This is a genomic window from Haloferax sp. Atlit-109R, assembly GCF_003665865.1.
Classification (GTDB): Archaea; Halobacteriota; Halobacteria; order Halobacteriales; family Haloferacaceae; genus Haloferax; species Haloferax volcanii.
On sequence record NZ_QPLO01000002.1, the window covers coordinates 878,491 to 902,540 of the forward strand.

Here is a 24,050-nt window from a genome sequence, read left to right on the forward strand (position 1 = left end):
GCGACTATTGAGATTCCACGACACTCGGACAGACGGCGATTCTTTCTTGTGTCCGCTGGGCTGGCCCAGTTGAGTTCGTGCTCTCGTGTCTGGCGTTCCCTCTCACGTGAATTCGTGGCGTGATCAATTAAGAGTGTGCGGAGCTGATGAAGTCCACAAGTTTTGTACCCTCGTTGAAATGAACCGGTATGAGAGTCGTGAACTATACTGTCACAGGTGGGCAATTTTCGGACCTCATAGACGCACTAACTGAGCGATTTTCTCCGGAGGAATCTCACACAGGAGATGGGTTCGCGGTGTTACTGATTGAGAAATACGAATTTTGGCGGACGAACTCGAATATGCAGGTAACGATTATCCTCGAAGAGATGACTAGGACGACCTGGTTCCTAAAGATCGTCGTCGGTGGGGGAGCGAGCGGGATTTTCAACTGGACTTATGGGTCGGAACAGAAGGTTCTCCGAAAGATGACGACGGGAATTGAGGAGTTGATTGACGAGCTCGACATGAAAATCAAATCGAATGCTCGCTGAGTCTTGGCTGTTGGGCCACATCAAGGTGCGCGACCAACCACTTATCCGGGATCACATCGAACCGTGAAAACAGAGCGGTGTATCGGGGGACTCGTGTGGTCGCTCGGCTTCCTCGAGCTGTACGAGTGGATTCGGTGACGTGTTCGAAAGCGACGTCAGCGGGGGCGGCAACCTTCAGCCGCTTGCCGGAGGTACACTTAGGGTTTCCAAGTCCGTTCCGAGGACATGGCTCACCACGAACCGGACACACACCAGTTACTGGACCAAGCACCGCTGCTGGATGCGACCCGAGATGGGCCGCTCGACCGGTCGACGCTCCAAGACGAACTTAACATCTCGCGTGCAACGGCCTACCGATGGACATCCTCACTCACCGACGAGAGTTTGCTCGAGCAGACGCCCACGGGATACCGGACGACCGGAGCGGGCTGTGCCGTGGCCGATGCCGTGTCACGGTTCGAGCGGTCGGTCGCAGCGGCCGGCCGATTAGAACCCCTCCTCGCTCAGATTTCGGCACCGGAGTTCACGCGTCATGTCCACCTATTCGCCGACGCCGACCTCCACGTCGCCACGCCGCAGAATCCGAACGCGCCCATCGAACCGTGGCTCGAACACTTCGCGTCGTTCGAGCACTCGCGGAGTCTAGTCGTCGCAGGGTGTCCACCGAAGGTCACAGAACAGGGTATTGAACACGCCCGAAACGACGTGGACTTCGAGGCTATCTGTACGCCGCTGGCGCTCGAAGCGGACCGGAACGCTTCGAAGAACGCGTTCGACACCATCGCGTCGGCTGAAGCACCCGCGCTATACACTCACCCCGGACTGCCGTTCACCATGGGTATCATCGACGACGTTGTCATCGTCGGCGGTTTCGACGACGAGACATCCCTCCCGATTGCTTCGGTCACAACCGACGACCCCGAGGCTCGCAAGTGGGCCGTCGACCTCTATCGACGCTACAAACGCGACGCGGACAGGCTCAACGTGACTCAGATGAGCACCAAGAAGTAGCGACTCTACGCGTGAAATCTGTGTACTGATCGAACTGTGTCTCACGAACTGAGATGCCGTCTCAGGGAATGACTATAATCCTGAGCTTTCCGTCGAACGGATTATGGAACGGACAGGGCAGACCGAGGAGGACGGCGGCGATCGACAGCACAGGCGACGAGACAACTGGGACGCCGTAGAATCAGCACCGACGGGTTCCTACGACGTTGTTGTCGGTGGTTCCGGGATGTCGGCGTCTCTCACGGCGATGATTCTGGGAAAACACGGCCTCGACGTGGTGATGCTGGAAGCCGGGTCGCATCCGCGGTTCGCCGTCGGCGAGGCGATGCTCCCGCAGAGTTCGATGTGGATGTGGATTCTCGGGGAGTACCACGGAATCCCGGAGATTCAGTACCTCAGCGACACGGACGACATCGTCGACAACGTCACGTCGTCGTGCGGCATCAAACACTCCATCGGCTTCGCCTACCACGAACCCGGGCGGAGGGTCGCGCCGGACCACAGCCACCAATTGATTCCGCCGGACCTCCCGTTTTACAGCGAGAGCCACCTCCTGCGCTCAGAGATCGACCGGTATCTGGTTGAGGCCGCCCAGCGGTACGGCGTCGAGTACCTCGACGAGACCGAAATCACCGGCGTGGACATCGGCCGCGACGGGGTGACCGTGACGACCGGACGCGGCGACATCGAGGCGGCGTTCTACGTCGACGGGACCGGGGGAAACTCCGTCCTCGCCGAGGAGATGGGGTACCGCGAGGACGCACCGGCGTTGGAGACGGATTCGCGCGCCATCTTCACGCACGTCGAAGGGCTCGCCCCGTTCGACGAGGTGCTCGACGAGGCTGCCCGCCCCGGACAGTCCAACCGCCTCCACGACGGGACGCTCCACCACGTGTTCGACGGGGGCTGGATGTGGATTATCCCCTTCGACAACTTCGAGCGCTCGGAGGCGAACAAGGCGAGCGTCGGGGTAGTCCTCGACCGAACGCAGTACCCCGTTGACGAGTCGGTCAGCGCCGAGCAAGAGGCCCGACGAATCATCGCCGAGTTCCCCGACATCGAACGACACCTCGAATCAGCGGTGCCGGTGCGGCCGTGGGTTCGAACCGGGAGGCTTCAACGGACCGCCAGTCAGTCCTCGGGACACCGCCATTATCTGACCAACAACACGTATGGGTTCGTCGACCCGCTGTACGCGGTTGGCCTGGTGAACACCCTCGAATCCGTTTTTGTGTCGACCAACCTGCTTTTGGACGCGTTCGAAGACGGCGAGTTCTCGGTGGCGCGCTTCGCGCCAATCGACGAGATGCACCGCCGTCAGCTTGCGACCAACGACCGGGTCATCAGCAACGCTTACAAGTCGATGGGTGACTTCCGGCTCTGGAACGCGTGGACGCAGATGTGGCTGGGGCAGGTCCTGTTCCACGACCTGTACGTTCAGCGGCACTGCTTCAACTATCTCGCAACGGGGCGACCCGCCGAGTTCGACTCGCTCCTCGCGGAGTCGTCGCCAGGCGACGGCGCGCCCTTTGTCCCGCAGAAGACCGAGATACACCAGCGGATGGCAGAGGTACTGGATGTCTACAGGGACGGAGACGCGAGTGCTGGCGAGGCAGCCGGACTGTTGTTCGCGGAGCTTCGGCGGGCCGACTGGCTTCCGAAGCATGTCTACGCCTGGGGAGACGAGCGTGCACGGCACGTCGATTTCTCTGACCCGGAGTTAGTGGGCAAACTCATCCAGTGGGGGATGACCGAATCACCCGATCAGCTCCGAGCGGAACTGTTCGACTTCCCCGTTCCCGAGATGGCGTAGCCATCGGCTTAGGGTGGGTAGTCACTTTGACTCGGTCCGTGTTTTTTCCTACCGACCCAAGCGGCTCGCGAGGCCGGAGGCTATCGAGCGACTCGTGACAAGCCCGCACCTGACGCCGACCGAGACCGTACGCTTGCACGTCGTTGCGACCGCAGTTCGGTGGGAGATGCGACCGTATTCGTGGACTGGTACTGAGCAGTTCGTTCGTACCACTCGGTGGAGGCGGCAGACCGACGGAGGAGGTCGTTCGTGAGCCACCGACCGCCCTCACACCTTCGGGAGTTCACTCCTCGTCGTCCGAACCGGGAAGCCGTCGAACGGCCCGTTCCCACCGGTCGCGGGCGGCCTGCCCGGGGTCCGCAAACGGGTCGTAGGTGATGTCTTCGGCGGTTCCGAGCCGACTTCCTTCGTCCCGTCCGGTCGCGCGCCGCCACAGCGCGACTCCCGACGCGAAGACGACCGCGGCGAACAGTCCGCCCAAGAAGAGATTGACCGGGTACTGGAGCGCGGGCACGACGAACACGAGCATCAACGCGAGCGCAGTCAGTTGGAACGCGTACAGCAGATAGCTGAACCACGTCCCGGAGAGTGAAACCGTTCGACCCATCGCTCGAGAACGGAGGGGCTCCACCGCCAAAGTGCTTCACACTGCGATGGCTCTGTTGGACCCCTCGGGGAGCGTGTGGTCGGAACTGTGCCGAGATAGGGGGCGCAATCGAATGACGAACGCCAAGTGAAACGGAGGTCAATCGTTCTCGAACACGTTCTCGGAGGGGCAGTCTCCGGAAGCGTCGACGACGCCGTGTCGGGCGACAACCGCAGTATGACGCGTGACCCGTCCAGGGGGTTCGACTGTCGACCCCACGCGTCGGAGAGTGAACGCAACCCCTCGGTCGAAACACACTCCCGCGAGAGGTGCGCGTTAGCCGTCGAGATACGGCTGACAGACTCGTTCGACACCCTCCTCGAACGAGACCTCGGGCTCCCAGCCAGTATCTTCGTGCATTTTCGAGTAGTCGGCTTTCGTGTCGTGGACGTACACCTCGAAGGGGTTTTCGACGTACACGGGGTCGACGTCCGTCCCGAGCACCTCGTTTATCATCTCGACCATCTCGTTGAACGAGTAGCTCTCGCCGGTCCCCAGGTTGTAGATACCCTGCAACCGCTCGTCAGCCGCGAGCTCCAGCCCGCGGACGATATCGTCGACGTGGGTAAAATCGCGGGTCTGAGTGCCGTCGCCGAACAGCTCCGGCGACTCGCCGTTCGCGATTTTGTCGGTGAACTGCGCGACCGTATTCGCGAACTCCCCTTTGTGTTCTTCCGCGCCGCCGAAGCCCTGGTACACCGAGAAAAAGCGCATCCCGGCCAACTGCATATCGTAGTGGTGGTGGAAGTACTCCGCGTAGCGCTCGCGGCCCAGTTTCGACGCCTCGTAGCCCGTCCGGGACTCGACGGGCATATCCTCGGGCGAGGGCTCGGTTCGCGACCCGTAAATCGACGATGTCGTCGCGTACACCACGGTATCGCAGCCGTCCTTGCGAGCCTGTTCGACCGTGTTGACGAAGCCTTCGATGTTGACGCGGGCACCCTTCGTCGGGTTCTCCTCGTGCATCTTGTACGACGACAGCGCCGCCAGGTGGAATACCACGTCGACGCCCTCGGTCGGGAGGTCGTCGTCGAGGACCGTCGTGTCGTGGAACTCCACGGCGTCGTCGAGATTCTCGGGCGTTCCGAGATAGAGGTCGTCAATCGCAATCACGTCGTTGTCTTCGGCGAGATGGTTCGCGAGATTCGAGCCGATGAATCCGGCACCGCCAGTAACGAGGACTCGTTTGCCGTCCATACACCGAAGCTCTCACCGAGTGACAAGAACGTATCGCCCGCGGTGGTGCAATCTGCGTGGGTTCGTCTCGTGTCCGTCGGCGCTGGGTCGGTTGCGTCACCGCGCGACCCGCACCACGCTTTGAGCGATACAGTTCCGCGAGGAGAGCCGGACCGACTGCACGTGGATAGACGTACTGCTGTGTACCGTGAACCGTACGCCCCGGTCCGTACGACGGTGAAATCCGCATAGCTACGCCAGCGGGCCGACACTCCCGGTACTAAGTAGCCACTCTCGCTCGTTCGACTGTGGGACGGACACGCTGGGACTTCGATTTGGCAGAGACCGCCGGAGCGATTGCGATTGCGCTCATTCTCGTGGGGCTACTGCTTCGGAACCTCGTTGACGCGACGACTTCAGCCGACGTGGTTCGGGCGTTCGGTGGGGTGACGATACTGGCGCTGTTGTTCGGTTATCGGTTCGTCTCACATCGGCTCGATGAGCAAGCCAGTGGAGTGCTGTTGTTGTTCGTTGGCGGACTCGTCGCTGGTCTCACACTGCTTGTTGCGCCGAGCGCGTTCGCTGACCGCGGGACTATCGCGGCGTTTGCTGCGTTGGGGGTGCTCGCTACTGCGTTCATCGTCTCACCGTGGATTTCGGTGTCGACGAGATGGTTCGGCGCGCTCCTCTGTGTCGTCGCACTACTGATGGCCGGCTTAGAGCTCACCGTGTTCACTGGCGAGGACATCGGCAGCGCGATTGTTGTCGCAATGCTGGGCCTCGTAATGGTTCTACGGCCGAAGGCGATAGAAGAGACCGGCGGGCGAACGGAGTAAATCCCCGCTTGGGATTCAGTCTCTACTGGGTAACCGTCTCCCCGCAGGCGACTGTCGCTGCACGGCGTCGTTCACGCCGAAGCGGAGTGTGAACGCGACGTGGGACGCGTTCGAGGGGGGACGACCGAGGGAACCAACGGTCGCCCGGTGTGAGGTATAACAGCCGTATCGGTGCCACAGCGTGGCGCTACCAAACCCACACAGAATGCTGAGACTCCGGCCAACCAGAGTAAACACTTCGACAGCGCACCGTGTTTTGGCTTGCCTAAAAATCGAAGCCGTTATTTGTTTTTAGGCTAGCCTAAAATCATGGTGAACAAGTACAAACGACTCACGCGACGGGACTACGTGAAGTACGGGGCTGCGGCAGCGACGGCCGCACTCGCCGGCTGTGGCGGACAGTCGGCGTCCGACCCACCGACAACCGAAGCGAACACGACGGCGACACCAACGGACGACGAGCGTTACGCAGCCACTCTCTCGCCGGCCGGTCGTGTGGAGTTCACCGAGCCCCCGGAGAACGTGTTTACCGTCCTGCTTCACCACGCAGATATGGCGGTCGCACTCGGGCAGGGCGAGTCGCTCAACGGGATGTACAACCCGGAGGGGTTCGGGCAGTTGTACGACCTGCTATTCGAGCGACTCCCCGGCGTCTCGGTCGATTGGTCAGGGCTGGTGGATACCTGGAATCCCGACAAGGAGGAGCTCTACGAACTCGACAGCGATATCCATCTCGAAGACCCGGCGTTGATGGCGACGATGGAGGCGTGGGAGCCCGACGACGTTGCGGAGATTGGGACGGAAGTCGCCCCGTGGTTCGGGAACTCGCTGAGCCGAAACCACAGCGAGCCGCCGGCGAGGTGGGCGGACCAGTACCGGTATCACACGCTCTGGGAGATTTTCGAGCGGGTCGCGGCGGTGTTCCAAGCACGGGCGCGGTACGAGGCGCTGGCGGAAATCCACGGCGACCTCCTATCGACGATTACGGCCGGCCTCGAAGAGACGGAGGCCCGGCCGTCGACGGCGCGGTTCCTGTGGCGAGGCGGCATCTGGGTGTACCCACTCAACGGCCCCGGGACGGTCCGAGCCCACACGCGCGTGTTCGACGCCGAAGACGCACTCGCCGACGTGCCGAGCGGGACGCAAATCGACATGGAAGCGCTCGTCGAAGCCGACCCGGACGTCATCCTCGTCGACGGTGGCCTCGGCCCGGACTGGACGACGACCAAACAGGAACTGTACGACGAGCCGACTGCGCAGGGCCTCTCGGCGGTCGCAAACGACCGCGTCTTCCCGATTGGAGTTCGCTACGGCGGCCCCCTCATGAACCTGTTCCAGTTGGAGATGATCGCCAAGCAGCTGTATCCCGAGCAGTTCGGCGCGTGGCCGACCTACGAAGGCGGCCCGTATCCCGACGTTCCGGAAGCCGAGCGACTGTTCGACCGACAGCGCGTGGCTGACATCATCAACGGGGACTTGCAGCCGTAGTCGAACGCCGAGGTGGTGGATAGCCTCGTCGCAACACTGAGCGGCGGAGCTCACCAAACGACGAAAGAATACGCAGCGTTCATGAGCGACGCCGATGACCCCCGAAACATGAGTACAGACGCGAGCGCACGCGTGCCGCACCTACTGATGTCGATTGGGGGGTTGGCGCTGGTCAGTCAGTCGGTCGTGTTCGAAGGTGCCTTCGGACTGGTGACGAACCCGGGCGTGTCTGGCGGCCTTCGAGACGTGCTGAGCGGCGGTCTGTTACTTGTGTCAATGGTCTGCTTTTTCAGTGGAATATATCTGCAAATTCGAATGTCCCGATAACGACTCGCTCATCCCTCGAACGAAGTCTAGACTTGCGGTTTGACGCGTGTCTCGGAACACAGCGGTCTCGGACACACCACAACTAACAGACTGCTCGCCCACGGGTACACATGGACCGGACGGACCTGTTCCTCGGATTGATAGTCGTTCTGTTGGCCGCACAGGTGTACGAGACGGGCGACGGCCACACGCCGATGTTCATCGTGCTCCCCGTGATGGCGATTCTGTATCTACTTCCGGTGTACCTCGCCGGAGCGGTCGTCCTTGAGAACGTCGTCGACGGCTGATTCACAGCGCACGAAACGGGAGGGCGCGACGGGAGGTACCTGTTCGACAGCGATTCGGACGGCCGGACGGGGGCGTTCCCAGCGAGCGATAATCACGGCGTGAGTTGATACGGTCCGTGAGTGAACTACTACATAGAGGTGAGAAAGATGAGCGAAATGGCGACCGTCGTACTCCAGTGGGGTGGACACGGGCCGATGGGTCCCCACGGCGGCCACGGGGTCGCCGCGGGGGGCGCGACAGCCACCGGCGGCATGGGGCTGTGGTGGCTCGCGGCCGGAGTCCTCCTGCTTCTCGCACTCGCAGGAGTGAGTCTCGTGTACGTCAGTCGCGTCCGGGCGGCGAGTACCGAGACGACGCCACCGAAGGAAGCCGACAGCGCCATGCAGGACCTCCGGACGCAGTACGCGCGCGGCGAAATCGACGACGAGGAGTTCGCAAACCGGGCGGCCACGTTGAACCTGGAGTGGGGATAGACCGCAACGCACGCAGACATCCCCTTTAACTCACCGGAAACGGACAGTTTCTCGGCGGCGAAACGCCGAGAGCAGTGAGTCGGGTTATTCGAATTCATGTACGATTCGTTATTTGAATCTGATAGAATCTATATAGCTAAATCTGCATACCGAATTTAACTTTTCTGCAATAAAACCGATAGTTCAGGCGTTCGCTTGAGATGCAACGCGTTCGTTTTCGACACCTATCTATGTGAATATCTGATTTCTGCTAATTACGTCACGCTCACGAATCGGTGTTTGTGTCCGTGTGTGAGGCGTCTTTTATCATGATTCTGATTCTTTCGGACGCGACTCACTCCGTCCGCGACCGCTGACGCAGTTCGTTGATCAGCGTGGGAAGCACGGACCCCCACGCCGAACAGCGCGACGAGCTCGACGAACCCGTCGTTCAGATATCGCTGCGCCAAGTACCACGACGTGAGCCCGAGGAACATGAACGCGAGCGTCGTCTTCATCTCGACACTCAAAAGCGGGTCACGGGTCATAAGGCGGAGTTCGGTGAGAGCGCTTGTAAATTCGACTTACTGGGGGAGAACGCGGCGGACGGCGACCGTCATCGGTTGAGCGCGTCCGAGCGAGCGATGAGGTCCGGGACCGACTGGCCGGACGATTCGACGACGTCGAGCGTCACGCGCCTGGCCTCGTAGGGCTCGACAATCGCGCCGGGGCCGCCGACGCTCAGCTGTTCGGTGCCGTCGTCGATGAGGAACGCGTTCTCGATGGGAATCGAGTTCGTCGTCGGTTTCACGAGCCCCTGGGTGACGTCGATAATCGTCCCGAACCGGGTTTCGAACGCCTCGTTCGAGTCCGCCGGTCTGAGTTCGATTTCCGCGACGAGCGTGTAGCCGCGTTTCAGATAGCGGGTCGCCGCGAAAATCGCGTGTCGGAAGCGGTCGTACGTCGCCGGAAGCTCGTCCGGTTCGTGGAGGTAAATCTCCTCGGCGAGCGGCCAGTAGTTTCCGAGAAACGACCCCACGAGCGCGGGGGAGAGGCGGTCTTCGGTGAAGCTAATCGCCTGGTGGTCCGACCCCCGCCCCATGACGAACTCCGGCGGGGAGAACAGCCCGTGTCGCCGGTCGACGCAGACGAGCATCGGGCCGCCGTCGGCCCAATAGCGGACGACGCTGCCGAGTCCCTTCAGCGTCGACTCCGAGACGGCCTCGTCGCCGTGGCCGTTGGCGAGGACGAGCGTGAGCACCCCCCGGTCGACGGCGGCCTCCAACTCGGGTGCGAGGTCCGGCAGTAGCGACGCCGGCACCGACACGTTGACCTCGTTTTCGGCCTGTCGAACCAGCGACGCGATGCGCTTTTTCACGGTAGATTTTGACTTGATGACCTCGTAGCGTCTGTCCTCGCCGGGGTGGGGGTTGTGGATGGATTCGAGCTGCGTTTCGAGCGAGGACAGCTGGTCGGAGAGCCGTCTGATGACGACCGCGGGGTCGACGGCGCGAATCGTCGTCGGCGTCTCGTGGTCGTTGACCTCGACGAGCCCGCGGTCCTCGAAGCTCCCGAGGACGTTGTAGACGTAGCGCTTGGACACGCCGGCGTGCTGGGCGAGTTCGCTCGCCTTGGCCTCGCCCTGTCCCAAGAGCGCGATGTAGGTGTCGGCCTCTTTGTCGGAGAAGCCGAACGTTTTCAGTCGTTCGCGGACGGTTGGTTCGTCGACAGTCACTAGCCTGTCTTTCGAGACGAACGGTAGTTGAATGTATGCGTTGGTGACAGCCCTGCGGCCACCGCAGGTCGGTCGAGCGGCGCGAACGGGGCCGAAAGGGGGAGTGTGCCGTGCCTTACTCTTCGGTGTCGTAGGACTCACCGACCGCCGACGGCACGCGCGTGTAGCCGACGCCGACGAGGACCACGAGCACGGCGACGTAGGGGAACAACCCGGTGATGCTCCCCGGCAGCGAGATGCCGATGGTTTGCAGTTGAATCTGGAGCATGTCCATCGCCCCGAACAGGAGCGACGCGCCGTACGTCCCGAGGGGGTTGTAGTTGCCGAAGAGGTACGCGACGATGGCAATCCAACCGCGGCCGTCGACCATCGTCACGCCGGTGCCGGTGAAGCCGCTGCCGATGCCGATTGACAGGACCGCGCCGCCCAAGCCGGCCATGACGCCCGAGAAGATGACGGTCGCGTAGCGGACGCGGTTGACGTCGATGCCGGCGGTGTCGAGCGCCTCCGGGTTCTCGCCGGCCGCCTGGACCCAGTAGCCGTAGCGCGTGCGGAACAGGACGACCCAGGCCGCGACGGCGACCACGATGGTCAGCAAGACCAGCGGCGAGGCGTCGAAGAACAGTCGTCCGAGGACCGGAATCTCTGCGAGGACCGGCACGGACACCGCGTCGACGTTCGGCAGCGAGGGGCTGGAGACGCCGCCCCACAGCACGGTGGCGGCGAACGGCCCGAAGCCGAGGCCGATGAACCAGACGGCGAGGCCGGCGACGATTTGGTTGGCCTCGTACCGAATCAACAGGACGGCGAACAGCGTCGCCAGCACGCCGGAGACGAGCGCGACCGCGACGAAGGCCACCCAGAGGTGTGCCTGCGTGATACTCCCGTCGCCGGCGAGGAGCCACGCGACCGCGGCACCGACGAGCGCGCCGAATATCATGAACCCCTCCAGCCCGATGTTGAACACGCCGCTTTTCTCGGCGTACAGGCCGCCGATGGCCGCGAGCGCGATGGGCGTCGCCGCCTGCAAGGCGCGTTCGAGCGCGCCGACCGTCACGAGGTCAGACCCCGGGAGGTCGACGAAAAGCAGGAGCGCGATGACGGCGACGAGTGCGACGAGCGCGCCAACGAGCGTCCGCTGGTCGTCGAGAAGCGCGCGAGCGGTGCTCATTCGCGGTCACCTCCGAGCGAGGTGTACTGCCCCGCCGCGCGGAACAGCTCCGGCGCGGCGACGAACAGGACGATGAGTCCGATGACGCCGTCGACGAGTTCGCTCGGCACGTCGAGCGTGAAGCCGATGTACTGGCCGCCGGCGTCGAGGCCGCCGAACAGCAGGCCGGCGGGAATCACGCCGAGCGGGTTGTTCGCCGCGAGGAGGCTCACGGCGATGGCGTCGAAGCCGAACGTGGGGAACGTGTTGGGGTCGCTGTAATAGCCGAGAATCATAATCGCAAACAGTGCGCCGGCGAGGCCGGCAATCATCCCGGAGATGGTCATCGTCCGAACGATCATCCGCTTGGGGTCGACGCCGGAGTATTTGGCCGCCGGCTCTTGGTAGCCGCTCGTGACGAGGTCGTATCCGAAACCGGTCCGGTCCATCACCAGATAGACGACGACGACCGTCAGGAGCGCCACGCCGAGTCCGAGAATCGAAAACGACGGGCTCTCGAAGACGAGTCCGGGCAGTCCGACGTAGTCGGGGAACTGTTCGGTGTTCGGCGCGGCCGCCCCTTCCGGGCGGAGATACGCGTCGAGCAGGAAGTAGACGACACCCGAGGCGATGAAGTTCAGCATGATGGTCGTGATGACCTCGTTCGCACCGGCGTACGCCTTCATCACGCCCGGGAGCGCCCCGTACGCGCCGCCAGCCGCCAGCGCCAACAGCGTGGCCAGCGCCAACAGCGGAATCGCGGAGACCGGCGAATTCGGGAGCAGCGGCGCGGCGAACAGGATGCCGAGGGTGGCCGCGAAGCCGCCGACGACGAACTGGCCCTGCACGCCGATGTTGAACACGCCCGCGCGGAACGCGACCGCGACCGCGACGCCCGTCAGAATCAGCATCGACGACTGCCGGAGCATGAACGCGAGGTTCGAGACGTTCCCGACCGCGCCGTAGACGAGCGACGAGACGAACTCGACGGCGTCGTACCCCGAGGCGGCGACGATGACCGCGCCGATGAGCAACGCGAGCGCGGTCGCGACGAGCGCGATGACGACGCGTTCGAGCACCGAGGCGTCGAGCATCCGGGCGGCGATGCGGTCCGCGAGAGACCGGACGCCGGTCGCAGCGTCGCTCACGCGTCACCCTCCGCGCCGCGCGCCGCGCGTTCGGTGCCGTCCCGAGTCCGGCCTGCCATCAGCAGGCCGAGTTCCTCTTCGGTCACGTCGTCGGGGTCGACGGTGTCGACGACCGACCCCTCGTACATGACTGCCGTGCGGTCAGAGAGCTTCTGAACCTCGTCGAGCTTCGACGAGACGAGGAGGATGGCGACGCCCTCCGCCCGCATGTCCTGGAACCGCTGGTGGATGAACTCGATAGAGCCGATGTCGACGCCGCGGGTCGGATGGGCCGCGACGAGCACCGACGGGTCGCGTTCGAGTTCGCGGCCGACGATGAACTTCTGTTGGTTGCCGCCCGAGAGCGATTTCGCGGTCGCCTCGGGGTTCCGCGGGCGCACGTCGTACGCTTCGATTATCTCGTCGGCGTGGTCACCGATTCGCTGCCAGTCGAGGAAGAGCCCGTCCGAAAAGGCGTCCATCGTCTGATTGCTCAAAAGCGCGTTCCTGACGAGCGAGTAGTCCTGAACGAGGCCCTCTTCGAGCCGGTCGCCGGGGACGTACGAGATGCCGTCTTCGATGCGGCGACGGCGGGACAGCTCGGTGATGTCGCGCCCCTGAAGCGAGACTGTGCCCCGCTCCGGGGTTCGCATCCCGGTGATGGCCTCGATGAGCTCCTGTTGGCCGTTGCCCTCGACGCCGGCGATGCCGAGAATCTCTCCTTCCCGAACCGAGAGGCTCACGTCGCGGACCTGTTCGAGCCCGCGCTCGTCGCGCACGGTCACGCCGTCGACGGTGAGCGCGACCTCGCCGGGGGTTCCGCCCCGCGAGTCGACGTCGAACAGCACCTCGCGGCCGACCATCATGCGGGCGAGTTCGTTCTGCGAGGTCGCCGCCGCGTCGACCGTCCCGACGGCGCTCCCGTCTCTGAGGACGGTGATGTCGTCGGCGGCGTGCATCGCTTCGTCCAGCTTGTGGGTGATGAAGATGAGCGACCGCCCGTCGGCGGTGAGCGCCTCCATCACGTCGAACAGCCCCTCGACCTCTTGGGGCGTCAACACGGCCGTCGGCTCGTCGAGGATGAGCGTGTCGGCACCTCGATAGAGGCTCTTGACGATTTCGACGTGCTGTTGGATGCCGAGTCCGAGCTCTTCGATTGGCGTGTCGAGGTGCTCGTCGACGGAGAAGCCGTAGGTGTCGCAGATGTCGGTGATGCGACGACGGGCCGCCTGCTCGTCGACGAGGCCCCGCGTCGAGGGCTCGTGACCGAGCACGATGTTCTGGAGGACGGTCATGTTGTCGACGAGCTGGAAGTGCTGGTGAATCATCCCGATGCCCGCCGCGATGGCGTCCCTGGGGGAGTCGAACGAACGGGGTTCGCCGTCGACGGCGATGGTCCCCTCGTTCGGGTCGTACAGGCCGTACAGGACGTTCATCAGCGTCGTCTTGCCCGCGCCGTTCTCACCGATGACGGCGTGAATCGACCCGCGGTCGAGGGTGAGGTCGACGCTGTCGTTGGCGACGACGTCGCCGAAGCGTTTCGTGATGTCCGTGAGCTGAACTGCTGGTGCGGTCGTGTCTGTCATGGGTTGGAGTCTACGCTATCTGGAAAAAGCCTGCGAGGTGGTGCCATGGCTGCGTCGCTAGCAGCCGCTGGCGCTACACGGCACGGTGACGTCGCCGTTGATGATGGCCTCTCTCGCCGCTTCGAGGTTCTCCGTGACCACGTCCGGAAGCTCGCCGCCGACCGCCTGCCCTAAGACGACGCGGACGGCCTCCTCTTCGAGACCGAGGATGTTCGAGCCCTGCACCGCCGACCAGTTGTCCTGCACGGTGGCCTCCGCGACCTCGTAGGTCCCCTCGTTGATGTACTTCACCGCAGAGCCCATGATGACGTCTTGGTACTCGGGGAGCGTGACGGACTGGTCCGCGTCGACGCCGATGGCGAAGCGATTTGCGTCCTGCGCCGCCTGGAAGACGCCCTGTCCCGCCGCCGCCGCCGCGTGGTAGACGATGTCCGCGCCGGCGTCGTACTGCGAGGTGGCGATGTTGTTGGCGGTCTGCGTGTCCGTGTAGTTCCCGATGTAGCCGACGGTGACGTCGAGGTTCTCGTCGACCCACTCGACGCCCGCCCGGTAGGAGCGCTCGAAGGCGTTGATGAGCGAGCCGTCGACGCCGCCGACGAACCCGACGGTCGACGAGTCCGGGTCGAGCGAGTTCCCCTCGTAGGAGAGTTCGCGGGTCGTCATCGTCCCCGCCAGCACGCCCGCCTGGAACGACATCTGGTGGTTCGCCCACGTGTACCCCGCGACGTTCGGCTGGTCGATGGAGTCGTTAATCAACATCCAGTTCTGGTCCGGGTACGCCTCGGCGTTCGTCTGGAGCGCCTGCGTGTGGTTGTAGCTGACCAGTACGACGAGGTCGTAGTCGGGGTTCGTGCTCTCGGCGAGTCGAGACTGAACCGTCTGGTAGTTCGACTGGTTCGTCTCCTCGACCTGCTGAATCTCGATGTCGTACTCCTCGGCCGCCGTCTGAAGCCCTTGCAGCGCGAGGTCGTTGAACGCTTGGTCACCGAAGCCGGCCGGACTGGAGACGATTGCGACGTTCGTCGTCTCACCCTCCGACCCGCCGCTTTCGGTCGTCTCGCCGGTGGTCTCCGAGTCGCCGCCGCCGTCGTCCGCGGCGGTCGTCGTGGTGGTCTCGTCGTCCGACCCGCCCCCGAGACAGCCCGCGACCCCAGCTATCGCCGCGAGGCTGATTCCCGATTTGAGAACGTCGCGCCGCTCGATGCCGCGTCGTGTCTCCCGAGTCGTCTCGTCTGCCGCATCTCCGTTTCCAGTGTCCCTTGCTGCCATTGTGTTTCCTCAGACTCACTCAGTCCTGAGTAACATAAATAATTATTCGCTATTTTCATATTGTGAACGGGTGAGAGGAAAGTGTGAGATATTCGTTTATCGCACGTCCGCTCGAAAACGGCCGGGTGCGACGAGGCGGCCGCACGACAAACGCGCTTCGACCGTCTCGTTCGACCTAGTTTCCGGACGCCACTGGGCGACGATTCACCGAATCGTCAATTTAGACCGGGAGATTAATGACAATCACACGCAAAAGTTCCGAAGATGACCTACGAGAACCTCGATTCCGACCTCATCAACGCACTCCTCGAAGACGGGCGACGCAGCCTTCGGAGCCTCGCCGAAGAGCTCGACGTGTCGGTGACGACCGTCTCGAACCACCTGCGAGACCTCGAAGACGAGGGCATCATCGAGGGCTACACGCCCCGCGTCGACTACGACGCGCTCGGCTACGACGTGACCGCGGTCATGCACCTCAAAGTCGAGGGCAGCGCCCTCGCGGAAGTCACCGAACTGCTCGCAGACGAACCGCAGATGGTCTCGGTGTACGAGGTCACCGGCGACTACGACGTGCTCGCGGTCGGGAAGTTCAAGAACACCGACGACATGAACCGCCAGATCAAGGCGCTGTTGAGCGAGGCACCGATTCGCGAGTCGAACACGAGCGTCGTCCTCAACGCGGTCTCCGAGAACGAGCAGTTCGACCTCGGGGACGACGACGCCTAAGTCGGTCGCTCACTCGACGCGGAACTCGAACCGCGCACCGCCCTCGGTGCCCTCCGTGACCCGCACCTCCCAGTCGTGTGCGGCCGCTATCTGCGAGACGATGTTCAGGCCGAAGCCGGTCCCCTGCGCCGACGTGGTGTAGCCGGCCTCGAACACGGTGTCGCGGTCCTCTGGGTCGATGCCCACGCCGTCGTCTTCGACGTAGAACCCGCGGTCGGTCTCGCCGACGGTGACGGCCACGCCGCCGTCGCCGGAGCCGTGCTCGACGGCGTCACCAGACGCGGTCTGGTTGCCCGTCGAGCCGTGCTCGACGGCGTTCCGAAACAGATTTTCGAGGAGTTGTTGGAGTTGCTCGGGGTTGGCGTCGAGGACCAGTTCGGTCTCGACGGTGAGCGTGGCGTCGCCGGTCATCACGTTCTGCCAGCACGTCCGCGCGAGGTCGGACAGCGCGACCGATTGGATATCCATGGCGTCGTTCCCGTCGTGGGCGAGGACGAGCAGGTCGCTGATGAGGTCGTCCATGCGGTCCAGCGCCCGGCTGATATCGTCGATGTGGTCGCTGTCGCAGTCGTCTGCGAGCAGTTCGAGCCGACCCATCGCGACTTGCAGCGGGTTGCGGAGGTCGTGGCTCACGACGCTCGCAAAGCGGTCGAGTCGCTCGTTTTGCTCGACGAGTTCGGCCTCCCGTTGCTTCTGCTCGCTGATGTCTCGAATCATCGCGACGAACAGGTCCTCGCCGTCGACGTTGAGTTCGATGAGATGCACTTCGGTCGGGAACGTCGTGCCGTCGCGGCGTTCGAGCGCACCTTCGAACCGGGTGGGTTCGTTCGGCGGCAGGCCGGCCCAGAACGACCGCGACCGCTCCGGGTCGGACGTGGGGTCGAGCTCCCAGACGGTCTTGCCGACGAGTTCCGCCTCGCTGTACCCCAACTCCTCGCACATCCGTTGGTTCACGTCTCGGATGCTGCCGTCGTCGGTGTGGACGACGACGAGGTCTGGTGAGTGTTCGAACAGGGCTTCGAGCCGCGCGGTGTTCGACCGCAAGAGCTCCTCGTACGTCTTCCGCGGCGTGATGTCGTCCTGAAAGCCGACGAAGAAGTCGATTACGCCGTCGTCGTCGAACAGGGGCGCGATGCGCACGCGGTTCCAGAACTCGGTGCCGTCCTTGCGGTAGTTCAGTAGCTCGGTCGTCACGGCCTCGCGCTCGTCGACCGCCGCCCGCAGTTCAGCGACGGCGTCCTCGTCGGTCGCTTCGCCCTGCAAGAACCGACAGTTCCGCCCCAGGACCTCGTCGCGGCTGTACCCGGTGAGGGCGGTGAACTCGTCGTTGACGTAGACGATGGGGTTGTCGGTTTGGCTGGGGTCGGTGAGCACGATGCCGATTGGCGCTTCGTCCATCGCCCGCTCCCGACGCGACAGGCGCTCTTCGAGCGTGTCGCTGCGCGACGCCGTCCAGACGAGCGACCCGTCGCTCGTGGACGTGAGCGTGTGCTCCACCTCGATGCGGTCGCCGTCCCCGCGGACGAGCGACGACCGGCCCGACCAGCGCCCCTCGCGGGCTTCGGACAGTATCGCGTCGCGGGTCGGTTGCAGTTCGTCGTCGGGGACGAACGACCCCCACCTGCGACCGACGAGGCCCTCGCGGTCGGAGCCCAACAGCGTCGCAGAGGCCGCGTTCGCGTACTCGACCGTCCCGTCTTCGTCGAGGACGCAGACGGCGTCGCGCGCGGTCTCGACGGCCGTGAGCCCCCATTCGAGCGCCCGCGAGGTTCGGGCGCGCTCGGCGGCGTTCTCGATGCGGGCGGCGAGGAGTTGGTGTCGGGCCGCGTCGTCGCGCTTGCGAAAGTGGTCGGTCGCGCCCGCCGAAATCGCCTCGTTCGCGACCTCGTCGTCGCTCTGTTCGGTAACGAGGATAAACGGCAGTTCGGGGAACTCGGCGCGGACGCGGTCCAGCACGTCGAGACCGCCGAGGGCGGGCAGGTCGTAGTCGCAGACGACGCAGTCGAACGCCGCGTCACCGCCCCGAATCCGGTCGAGTGCGGCCCGCGGGTCCGACTCGGTATGGACCGTAAAGCGCTCGCGCTCGCGTTCCAAGCGCGCCGCGAAGTCGCAACCGCCGCCGACGTAGAGAACGGCGATAGACGCCGGTTTCGAGAGTGAACGCGGCGCGTCACGAGATGTGTCCATACGCGGTGGTAGATAACGCCAAGAGAACATAATGGTGGTGCCGGGCGAAGCCGACGCAGCCGTGCGCGCCCGCGGTGTCCGCGACGCGAGAGCGGCCGAAGTCGGCGGACGGAGCGCCGAACGATGAAAAGCGTACCGGGCGGTCTGTAACCAGAGCGCTTATAATTAGCAATCCGCTTTCAAACGGTGATGACAGACACCGACGAATCCGAACGCAGCACGCCATCTCGGCTCGCCCGCGCCCTCTTCGCGAGCGGCCTCGCGATTCTGGCGATTCGCAACCTGACCGACCTCGACGGCCGCATCGCCTACGCGGAGGCGAAAGGCGTCCCCGAGGCGGACCGACTCGTTCCCGCGGCGACCGGCCTGCTTCTCGGCGGGAGTCTCGGCGTCGGGTTCTGGAAGCTTCCCCGGCTCGCCTCCGCGAGCATCGCGGCGTTCTTCGCCGGCGTCACGCCGACGATGCACGACTTCTGGGCCGTCGACGACGACGCCCGCGACGAGGAGCTCACGTCGTTCCTCCAGAACCTGACGCTGTTCGGCGCGGCGCTGGCGTTCTTCAAGCGCGCTTCGGACGAATAACAGCCCGGACGCAGCCGGTCCGTCTTTTTGTTACGTATCCACGGCATACTCGTCGATTCGGTCTGGTCCGAACCGGAGTGCGTACAGATACCACAGCCCGACGGCGGTCCAGCCGGCCGCGACGAGCGGCGAGTCATCGAACCACCGGTACGTCGCGAAGCCGAACGCGGAGAGGGCGAGGACCTGATAGAGTCGAACGTGGGCCGACACGGTCGCGGCTGATACCCGCCGCGAGCATAGTTCTTACTCACACCGGGGACAGACACCCCACCGTTTCCAGTATCTGGGTGCCGACAGCCATCGGCCGCCACGTCAGGACGACCCCGCGTCGTCGGCGTCGCCGTCCCCGTCGCCGTCGGCCGGACGATGAAAGCAGATCGAACAGTCGAGCGCACCGTTGTCGTCCCGGACGGGACGGATATCGAGGCGGCTCACGAAGGGGTCGCCGTGGGCGTCGTAGTTGCGAATCTCGGTCGAAATCGACTCGCCGGCGTCGACGGCCCGCCGAACCTCGGCGACCGTCTCCGGGTCCGTCTCGGGACCACAGAGGAACCGGTAGCTGCGCCCCGTCACCGACTCGGCGTCGTAGCCCGTGAGCGTCTCGAACGCCGCGTTGAGATAGACGATGGGGTTGTCAGGCCGCGAGGGGTCGATGACGACGATGGCGACTTCGACGGCGTCGAGCACCCGGCCTTTCAGCTCGGCTTCCGCCCGCAGCGCGTCGACCTCGGTGAGCTCTTGGACGATGCAGACGTGGCCCCCGTCGTCCATCTGCGTCAGCACGAGGCGCTCGGGGACGGCTTCGCCGTCTTTGGTGATACCGGTCGAAAGCCCCCGCCACGACCCCTCTGATTCGAGCTGCGGGAGGATTTCGTCGTGGAAGCGTCGCGCCTCGTCGGCCGGGTAGAGGATGTCCCAGTGCTCACCGATGAGTTCGGACCGGTCGCGGTTGTAGAGCGCGGCGTACGCCTCGTTGAGGTACTGGTAGACGCCGTCGTCGTCGATGATGCCGATTCCCTCCTCGGCAGATTCGATGGCGAGAAAACCGCGTCGCATGTGCGTCTCGGCCCAGTACTTCTCGACGAGGTTCGAGACCTTGTTCGCCAACACCGGGTACTCCTCGGGACCGCCCTTCTGGAGGTACTCGTCGACGCCGGCGGAGATGGCACGGCTCGCAATCTCCTCGCTCCCCTTGCCGGTAAAGAGGACGAAGGGAATCTCGATGGACCGCTCGCGCGCCGCCGTCAGCAGTTCGAGCCCGTCCATCCCCGGCATGTCGTAGTCGCTCACGACGCAGTCGTACTCTCCGTCTGTGAGTTCGTCGAGCGCCGGCTCCGGGTCGGTGTACGTCTCCGTCTCGGCATCGTCGAGTTCGCGTTCGAGGAAGGTCGCGGACAGGTCCACCATCGCTTCGTCATCGTCGACCAGCAGAATTCGCATCGCACGCTGTCCCGTGCTGAACGGAGCGATGCCGTGGAGCGGAGACACGTCCATTACATCCGTGGTATCACGGCACAACGATAAAAACAGCTACGGCGGCGGCCGAACGGGGCGACGACGGGCACGGACCGCCCGCGACACCGGGAACCGAGGGAATAGACGCCTGTATAGAATATATATTACTAGATGATGTGGGCGGCAAGAAATTATATCCGATGTGGGACAGTTGACACTCACATATGGAAGTGGTCAGAAACGTCCGAGAACTCACGGCGGTTCTCGAACAGTTGACGGAGATGACGGGCGCGGTTACCGGGGTCGAACTGGCGAGCGGAGGCGATTCGACCGCGGCGGGTGTCTCGGCTTCCGCCACCGTCGAGTACGACCTCGCATCCGAGTGCGCGGTGGACCCGAACCGACTCCGCGTGTCGTCGCCCGCGGCGGCGGTTACCGACGGCCTGCTTCGACTCGAACTCGACGTGACGCTCGCGCCCCCGGAGAGCGGAGCCGCCGAACCGGAACCGATGTCGTCCGGTCGCGCCGGCGAGGACGACCCCGAACCGACTGCGTCGCCGGTCGCCCGAACCGACGGCTCCGGGACGCGCAACTCGTCGGTCGACCCACCCGTCACCCCCGGCGCGTCGCCGCCGACGATGGAGTCCGCGGTCCCGACGGTGAGAGACGAAGCGCCGGAGCGCGACCGGGCCGCAGCGGAATCGGCCGACGACGCCGTCGAGGCGGCCGCGGGGGCGGACGCGGACGCCAGCCGAAAGACAGCGACGGGCGCGGACGCAGACGCGAAGACTGAACCCGAGACGGTACCGGCCCATCACGACCCGGTTCGGCTTCGGGAGGCCTACGAGACCTGCGAGACGTTCAAGGAGATGACCGACGCCCTCGGCGTCGACGTGACCCCGCAGACCGTCCGCAACCAGATGATTCAACGCGGGATTCACGAGCCGGATAGCTACGGCCCGTCGTCCGAACCGGCGTCTTCGGGCGGAACGAGCGACGGCGACGACGAAGTGCGGAACTCGGAGCCGAGCGTTGCCGACGCGGAGGACGCGACCGAGTCCGAACCGGCACCGGCTCCCGAACCGTCTCCCAAACCGGAATCGAACGCGGCCCCGGACGCCGACGCGGACGCCGAGTCGGTCGCGCTCGACGCCGACGAGACGAGCGGGGCGGCCGAGGAGCCGCCGACCGCGACCGACCTCCCGTCGCTTCCCGCGTCGCTTTCCTCGCTCGACTGCTCGACGGCGGACGTGTGTGCGGCAGTCGCGGGCGCGAAGACGCTGTACGAAGTCGAGCGTCGCCTCGGACTCGACCGCGCCGAGGTCCGTGAGGCGCTGACCGCGCTCGACCTCCTCGACCTCGTCACCGGACGGATGGCCCGGCGCGACGCGTCGGCGGCGAGTCCCGCCGACGTTCGAACCCGAGTGTGCGCCGCGCTCGATGAGAACGCCGAGTGACTCGGCCGGAGGAGCATCGGCGCGACGAGAGACGCCGGTAGAGACGCCGCCCCACCGGGAGCGACGACGGAACATCTTTGATTTCAAAGTATGATTGAAATAGTGCATTTACTGCGTATTCGGCCGTGGTGTCCGCCGCAACTCGGCCGGAAACGCGCTCACCGATGTCAGTGAGCACGCCCGGGAGACACGTCCGGCAGGACCAGCCAGTACGTTCGACAGCCGGCCGCGTGCCGCCCGGACTCACGAGATGCGAACGGTACGCGGCTCGAACAACACGAAACACGGCTCGAACGGACAGTTCGCGGTGGCCGATACGGCCTACGAGAGCCTCCATCTCTCGCCGCCGTTCCCGAGGCCATCACGGAACGTCGCCGTCCGTCTTCGCGGGTCTCCACGGTCATGTGGCGGAGTGACGGGGTTCTGAGAATGAAGCCCAGCATCGTTGACCGCCCGCCGACGGCGCGACACCCTACACTCGACGCCGGGCGTCTCTTGGGGGCTTTCGGGCGAGCGCCGGCGTCTGCACCATCTGGTTCAGTTGGTCCCCGGCTACCGCTTCGAATAGTCTACTATATCTGATGTATCCGAGTTATTATCAGATTTAAGTAATTCCGTTTTCGCACGCGACACCACGACCGGTTTTCAGACACACTATAACGTTTTACTGGTGTTAGATCTCACGGCCGCGACGCTCCCCACCGGTGCGGCGGGCGTCGCGGCTGAGGCGGACGCGAGCGCGCTCGATTCGAGCGTCCAGTCGGCGGCGAACGCGTCCGCCTCGCCGGACGTGACCGCCGCCTTCGCGACGGCCACGGGGACTACGTCGAGAACGACGAACGTCGCCATCGCGGCGCTCCTGTTCGGGGTCGGACGCCGAGTACGGCGCGAGAACTGAGCGAACACGGGCCCACGGGGGTCTGTGTCGAATCTTTATCCGTGTGGGCGTCTAGCAGGGAGGTATGAACGGCCCGGACACCGCGGACGAAACGAGCTTCTATTTCGACTACGAGCTACAGGTCGATGCGACCCGTGACGCCGTAGCGAAGCTCGCTCGTGAGGTCCTCCAGTACGAGTGGGCCGACTACCTCCGTGCGTCCCCGCCGGAGGGTCCCCACACGTGGCACGCCCTCGACTCTGGCAAGCCGTGGGGTCGCGTCACGCCCGCGGCGTGGGAGCGCGGCCGCGACCGCGGCTACGACCTCCACTTCGAGCACTACCCGACGCCGCGCGCCCTCCAGCGCGGGCAGTTCCGGCTCGAACTCCACCTCGAAGACGGTATCCACGGCGACGCCGACTTCTCGGGCGACTCGCCGTACGCGGCGCTCCGCGACCGACTCGTCGCGGCGCTCGACGAGGCGCGCGACGAACGCGACGACCTCCCGACCGGCGAGTTCGGCACCGGGCGGACGCTCTGGCGGGTCGACTCGCAGTTCCTCGCGGGCGACACCGTCGCCTACTACGAGGCGCTCCGCGAGGCGCTGTCGGCCCACGAGCCGTTCGTCGACGCCGTGGCGGCCGTCCTCGACGACGAACTCCCCGAGCGCGACCCGTTCGACGGCGAGTAGCGCGCCGGGGAGAACCGCCGAGGCGCGGTGCGAGTCGAGTCATGCGAGTCCCGTCCGCGAGTGGTGACGCTCCCGATAGCGGCGCGTCTGACGCTCCCGACTGCCGTCATCGTCCGACCACGAGTCCGTCAGAGTGACTCGTATCGGTGTGAAGGCGACCGCAACAGAAAGTGCACAATCCACCCGACAATACCACTATATAGCTACATTTGGATACAAGACCCCGAGAGTTGCGAAAGAATTATACGATTCACCGCCCGTTAGTGAAACGATGACGCAGACACTCGAGGTCGCCCCGCACGTAATCACGGAGGGGTCGACCATCCGGCATTCGACGCTGTGTACGGAACAGACGGTGGTGGAGATCGAAGACGAGACCGTCCGGACGATGTACGACGACGAGGAGTTCGTCTACCCGCGCGAACAGCTCGCGGTCGACCTCTCGGTCGGACGGTTCGAAGTCGTCTCCTGACCCCGCGTTCGGGACGGCACGGGCCGCCGTCTCGCCTTCCGTCGTCGCTCACGGTTACCGTACCCGCATCTTCTCGGCCCGCTTGTGGTCCCCGTTTTCGTCGCGCTCGCCGGACTCGCTTCTCGCCGGACGCTCGCAGAGCGTCAGCGCCGGCACGCGCCTGAAA

At 64.5% G+C, this 24,050-nt stretch carries 23 protein-coding genes; 13 read left to right on the forward strand and 10 right to left on the reverse strand.

From position 1 onward, the window contains the following. Nucleotides 1-188 precede the first annotated feature (188 nt). From DVK03_RS20275 to DVK03_RS13005, 3 genes are all read left to right on the forward strand, one after another. Nucleotides 189-533 (forward strand): hypothetical protein, encoded by a 345-nt coding sequence (locus DVK03_RS20275; RefSeq protein WP_223173912.1) that lies wholly within the window; start codon nucleotides 189-191, stop codon nucleotides 531-533. 225 nt (nucleotides 534-758) lie between these two features. Then, the gene (locus DVK03_RS13000) at nucleotides 759-1,544 is read left to right on the forward strand and encodes a winged helix-turn-helix domain-containing protein (RefSeq protein WP_223173911.1); all 786 of its coding nucleotides are present in this window, start codon (nucleotides 759-761) and stop codon (nucleotides 1,542-1,544) included. Between the two features lie 103 nt (nucleotides 1,545-1,647). Continuing rightward, nucleotides 1,648-3,357: an NAD(P)/FAD-dependent oxidoreductase gene (locus DVK03_RS13005; RefSeq protein WP_115803170.1), complete on the forward strand. Its 1,710-nt coding sequence runs from the start codon at nucleotides 1,648-1,650 to the stop codon at nucleotides 3,355-3,357. A gap of 283 nt (nucleotides 3,358-3,640) precedes the next feature. Here the strand turns inward: DVK03_RS13005 and DVK03_RS13010 are convergent, their stop codons facing one another. Both DVK03_RS13010 and DVK03_RS13015 read right to left on the reverse strand, forming a co-directional pair. After that, nucleotides 3,641-3,964 (reverse strand): hypothetical protein, encoded by a 324-nt coding sequence (locus DVK03_RS13010; RefSeq protein WP_115803172.1) that lies wholly within the window; start codon nucleotides 3,962-3,964, stop codon nucleotides 3,641-3,643. A gap of 315 nt (nucleotides 3,965-4,279) precedes the next feature. Next, on the reverse strand, nucleotides 4,280-5,200 hold the full coding sequence (locus DVK03_RS13015; RefSeq protein ID WP_006601183.1) for an NAD-dependent epimerase/dehydratase family protein: 921 nt from the start codon (nucleotides 5,198-5,200) through the stop codon (nucleotides 4,280-4,282). Between the two features lie 314 nt (nucleotides 5,201-5,514). On the opposite strand from DVK03_RS13015, the gene DVK03_RS13020 reads away from it, so the two are divergent. The 4 genes from DVK03_RS13020 (at nucleotide 5,515) to DVK03_RS13035 (ending at nucleotide 8,591) form a co-directional block, all read left to right on the forward strand. Then, nucleotides 5,515-6,015: a hypothetical protein gene (locus tag DVK03_RS13020; RefSeq protein WP_206043019.1), complete on the forward strand. Its 501-nt coding sequence runs from the start codon at nucleotides 5,515-5,517 to the stop codon at nucleotides 6,013-6,015. Nucleotides 6,016-6,324: 309 nt separating this feature from the next. Then, nucleotides 6,325-7,503, forward strand: coding sequence for an ABC transporter substrate-binding protein (locus tag DVK03_RS13025; RefSeq protein ID WP_115803174.1), 1,179 nt, complete (start codon nucleotides 6,325-6,327; stop codon nucleotides 7,501-7,503). 437 nt (nucleotides 7,504-7,940) lie between these two features. After that, on the forward strand, nucleotides 7,941-8,117 hold the full coding sequence (locus tag DVK03_RS20095) for a hypothetical protein (protein WP_004041923.1): 177 nt from the start codon (nucleotides 7,941-7,943) through the stop codon (nucleotides 8,115-8,117). Between the two features lie 147 nt (nucleotides 8,118-8,264). After that, nucleotides 8,265-8,591: an SHOCT domain-containing protein gene (locus DVK03_RS13035; protein ID WP_206043018.1), complete on the forward strand. Its 327-nt coding sequence runs from the start codon at nucleotides 8,265-8,267 to the stop codon at nucleotides 8,589-8,591. A 595-nt stretch (nucleotides 8,592-9,186) separates the two neighbouring features. On the opposite strand, the gene DVK03_RS13045 is transcribed toward DVK03_RS13035, so the two are convergent. The 5 genes from DVK03_RS13045 to DVK03_RS13065 all read right to left on the reverse strand — a co-directional run bounded on the left by DVK03_RS13045 (nucleotide 9,187) and on the right by DVK03_RS13065 (nucleotide 15,437). Beyond that, on the reverse strand, nucleotides 9,187-10,305 hold the full coding sequence (locus tag DVK03_RS13045; RefSeq protein ID WP_008605746.1) for a TrmB family transcriptional regulator sugar-binding domain-containing protein: 1,119 nt from the start codon (nucleotides 10,303-10,305) through the stop codon (nucleotides 9,187-9,189). Between the two features lie 115 nt (nucleotides 10,306-10,420). Next, nucleotides 10,421-11,476: an ABC transporter permease gene (locus DVK03_RS13050; RefSeq protein WP_115803178.1), complete on the reverse strand. Its 1,056-nt coding sequence runs from the start codon at nucleotides 11,474-11,476 to the stop codon at nucleotides 10,421-10,423. Beyond that, nucleotides 11,473-12,603, reverse strand: a complete 1,131-nt coding sequence (locus DVK03_RS13055) for an ABC transporter permease (protein ID WP_008575087.1) — start codon at nucleotides 12,601-12,603, stop codon at nucleotides 11,473-11,475. Before DVK03_RS13055 ends, DVK03_RS13050 begins: the two co-directional genes overlap by 4 nt. Continuing rightward, on the reverse strand, nucleotides 12,600-14,168 hold the full coding sequence (locus DVK03_RS13060) for an ABC transporter ATP-binding protein (protein WP_004062879.1): 1,569 nt from the start codon (nucleotides 14,166-14,168) through the stop codon (nucleotides 12,600-12,602). Before DVK03_RS13060 ends, DVK03_RS13055 begins: the two co-directional genes overlap by 4 nt. A gap of 57 nt (nucleotides 14,169-14,225) precedes the next feature. Further along, nucleotides 14,226-15,437 carry a BMP family protein gene (locus tag DVK03_RS13065; RefSeq protein ID WP_006601174.1) on the reverse strand — a complete coding sequence of 404 codons (1,212 nt, stop codon included), beginning with the start codon at nucleotides 15,435-15,437 and terminating at the stop codon, nucleotides 14,226-14,228. 264 nt (nucleotides 15,438-15,701) lie between these two features. Here DVK03_RS13065 and lrp point away from each other — a divergent pair, with 264 nt between their 5' ends. Further along, the gene (gene lrp / locus DVK03_RS13070; RefSeq protein WP_004041915.1) at nucleotides 15,702-16,163 is read left to right on the forward strand and encodes an HTH-type transcriptional regulator Lrp; all 462 of its coding nucleotides are present in this window, start codon (nucleotides 15,702-15,704) and stop codon (nucleotides 16,161-16,163) included. Nucleotides 16,164-16,172: 9 nt separating this feature from the next. Here lrp and DVK03_RS13075 read toward each other — a convergent pair whose 3' ends face one another. Next, nucleotides 16,173-18,350 carry a PAS domain S-box protein gene (locus tag DVK03_RS13075; RefSeq protein WP_004062881.1) on the reverse strand — a complete coding sequence of 726 codons (2,178 nt, stop codon included), beginning with the start codon at nucleotides 18,348-18,350 and terminating at the stop codon, nucleotides 16,173-16,175. A 189-nt stretch (nucleotides 18,351-18,539) separates the two neighbouring features. Here DVK03_RS13075 and DVK03_RS13080 point away from each other — a divergent pair, with 189 nt between their 5' ends. After that, entirely contained in the window at nucleotides 18,540-18,932 is a 393-nt protein-coding gene (locus DVK03_RS13080) for a DoxX family membrane protein (protein WP_004041912.1), read from the forward strand. 30 nt (nucleotides 18,933-18,962) lie between these two features. Here the strand turns inward: DVK03_RS13080 and DVK03_RS13085 are convergent, their stop codons facing one another. Further along, nucleotides 18,963-19,142 (reverse strand): hypothetical protein, encoded by a 180-nt coding sequence (locus DVK03_RS13085; protein WP_004041911.1) that lies wholly within the window; start codon nucleotides 19,140-19,142, stop codon nucleotides 18,963-18,965. A gap of 102 nt (nucleotides 19,143-19,244) precedes the next feature. Further along, nucleotides 19,245-20,426 (reverse strand): PAS domain-containing protein, encoded by a 1,182-nt coding sequence (locus DVK03_RS13090; RefSeq protein ID WP_004062882.1) that lies wholly within the window; start codon nucleotides 20,424-20,426, stop codon nucleotides 19,245-19,247. A 185-nt stretch (nucleotides 20,427-20,611) separates the two neighbouring features. On the opposite strand from DVK03_RS13090, the gene DVK03_RS13095 reads away from it, so the two are divergent. The 4 genes from DVK03_RS13095 to DVK03_RS13110 all read left to right on the forward strand — a co-directional run bounded on the left by DVK03_RS13095 (nucleotide 20,612) and on the right by DVK03_RS13110 (nucleotide 23,884). Continuing rightward, nucleotides 20,612-21,844 carry a hypothetical protein gene (locus tag DVK03_RS13095; protein ID WP_115803180.1) on the forward strand — a complete coding sequence of 411 codons (1,233 nt, stop codon included), beginning with the start codon at nucleotides 20,612-20,614 and terminating at the stop codon, nucleotides 21,842-21,844. A gap of 670 nt (nucleotides 21,845-22,514) precedes the next feature. Then, nucleotides 22,515-22,742, forward strand: coding sequence for a hypothetical protein (locus DVK03_RS13100; RefSeq protein WP_004062884.1), 228 nt, complete (start codon nucleotides 22,515-22,517; stop codon nucleotides 22,740-22,742). A 64-nt stretch (nucleotides 22,743-22,806) separates the two neighbouring features. Further along, a complete protein-coding gene (locus DVK03_RS13105) occupies nucleotides 22,807-23,412 on the forward strand; it encodes an acetyltransferase (protein WP_115803182.1) in 606 nt (201 codons plus the stop codon). Between the two features lie 271 nt (nucleotides 23,413-23,683). Beyond that, the gene (locus DVK03_RS13110) at nucleotides 23,684-23,884 is read left to right on the forward strand and encodes a hypothetical protein (RefSeq protein ID WP_004041906.1); all 201 of its coding nucleotides are present in this window, start codon (nucleotides 23,684-23,686) and stop codon (nucleotides 23,882-23,884) included. Nucleotides 23,885-24,050 lie beyond the last annotated feature (166 nt).

Coding starts and splice junctions, on each gene's coding strand:
- lrp (WP_004041915.1), top strand. CDS start 15,702: ATGACCTACGAGAACCTCGATTCCGACCTCATCAACGCACTCCTCGAA.
- DVK03_RS13025 (WP_115803174.1), top strand. CDS start 6,325: ATGGTGAACAAGTACAAACGACTCACGCGACGGGACTACGTGAAGTAC.
- DVK03_RS13035 (WP_206043018.1), top strand. CDS start 8,265: ATGAGCGAAATGGCGACCGTCGTACTCCAGTGGGGTGGACACGGGCCG.
- DVK03_RS13090 (WP_004062882.1), bottom strand. CDS start 20,426: ATGGACGTGTCTCCGCTCCACGGCATCGCTCCGTTCAGCACGGGACAG.
- DVK03_RS13065 (WP_006601174.1), bottom strand. CDS start 15,437: ATGGCAGCAAGGGACACTGGAAACGGAGATGCGGCAGACGAGACGACT.
- DVK03_RS13015 (WP_006601183.1), bottom strand. CDS start 5,200: ATGGACGGCAAACGAGTCCTCGTTACTGGCGGTGCCGGATTCATCGGC.
- DVK03_RS13050 (WP_115803178.1), bottom strand. CDS start 11,476: ATGAGCACCGCTCGCGCGCTTCTCGACGACCAGCGGACGCTCGTTGGC.
- DVK03_RS13080 (WP_004041912.1), top strand. CDS start 18,540: ATGACAGACACCGACGAATCCGAACGCAGCACGCCATCTCGGCTCGCC.
- DVK03_RS13000 (WP_223173911.1), top strand. CDS start 759: ATGGCTCACCACGAACCGGACACACACCAGTTACTGGACCAAGCACCG.
- DVK03_RS13010 (WP_115803172.1), bottom strand. CDS start 3,964: ATGGGTCGAACGGTTTCACTCTCCGGGACGTGGTTCAGCTATCTGCTG.
- DVK03_RS20275 (WP_223173912.1), top strand. CDS start 189: ATGAGAGTCGTGAACTATACTGTCACAGGTGGGCAATTTTCGGACCTC.
- DVK03_RS13005 (WP_115803170.1), top strand. CDS start 1,648: ATGGAACGGACAGGGCAGACCGAGGAGGACGGCGGCGATCGACAGCAC.
- DVK03_RS20095 (WP_004041923.1), top strand. CDS start 7,941: ATGGACCGGACGGACCTGTTCCTCGGATTGATAGTCGTTCTGTTGGCC.
- DVK03_RS13060 (WP_004062879.1), bottom strand. CDS start 14,168: ATGACAGACACGACCGCACCAGCAGTTCAGCTCACGGACATCACGAAA.
- DVK03_RS13105 (WP_115803182.1), top strand. CDS start 22,807: ATGAACGGCCCGGACACCGCGGACGAAACGAGCTTCTATTTCGACTAC.
- DVK03_RS13075 (WP_004062881.1), bottom strand. CDS start 18,350: ATGGACACATCTCGTGACGCGCCGCGTTCACTCTCGAAACCGGCGTCT.
- DVK03_RS13110 (WP_004041906.1), top strand. CDS start 23,684: ATGACGCAGACACTCGAGGTCGCCCCGCACGTAATCACGGAGGGGTCG.
- DVK03_RS13095 (WP_115803180.1), top strand. CDS start 20,612: ATGGAAGTGGTCAGAAACGTCCGAGAACTCACGGCGGTTCTCGAACAG.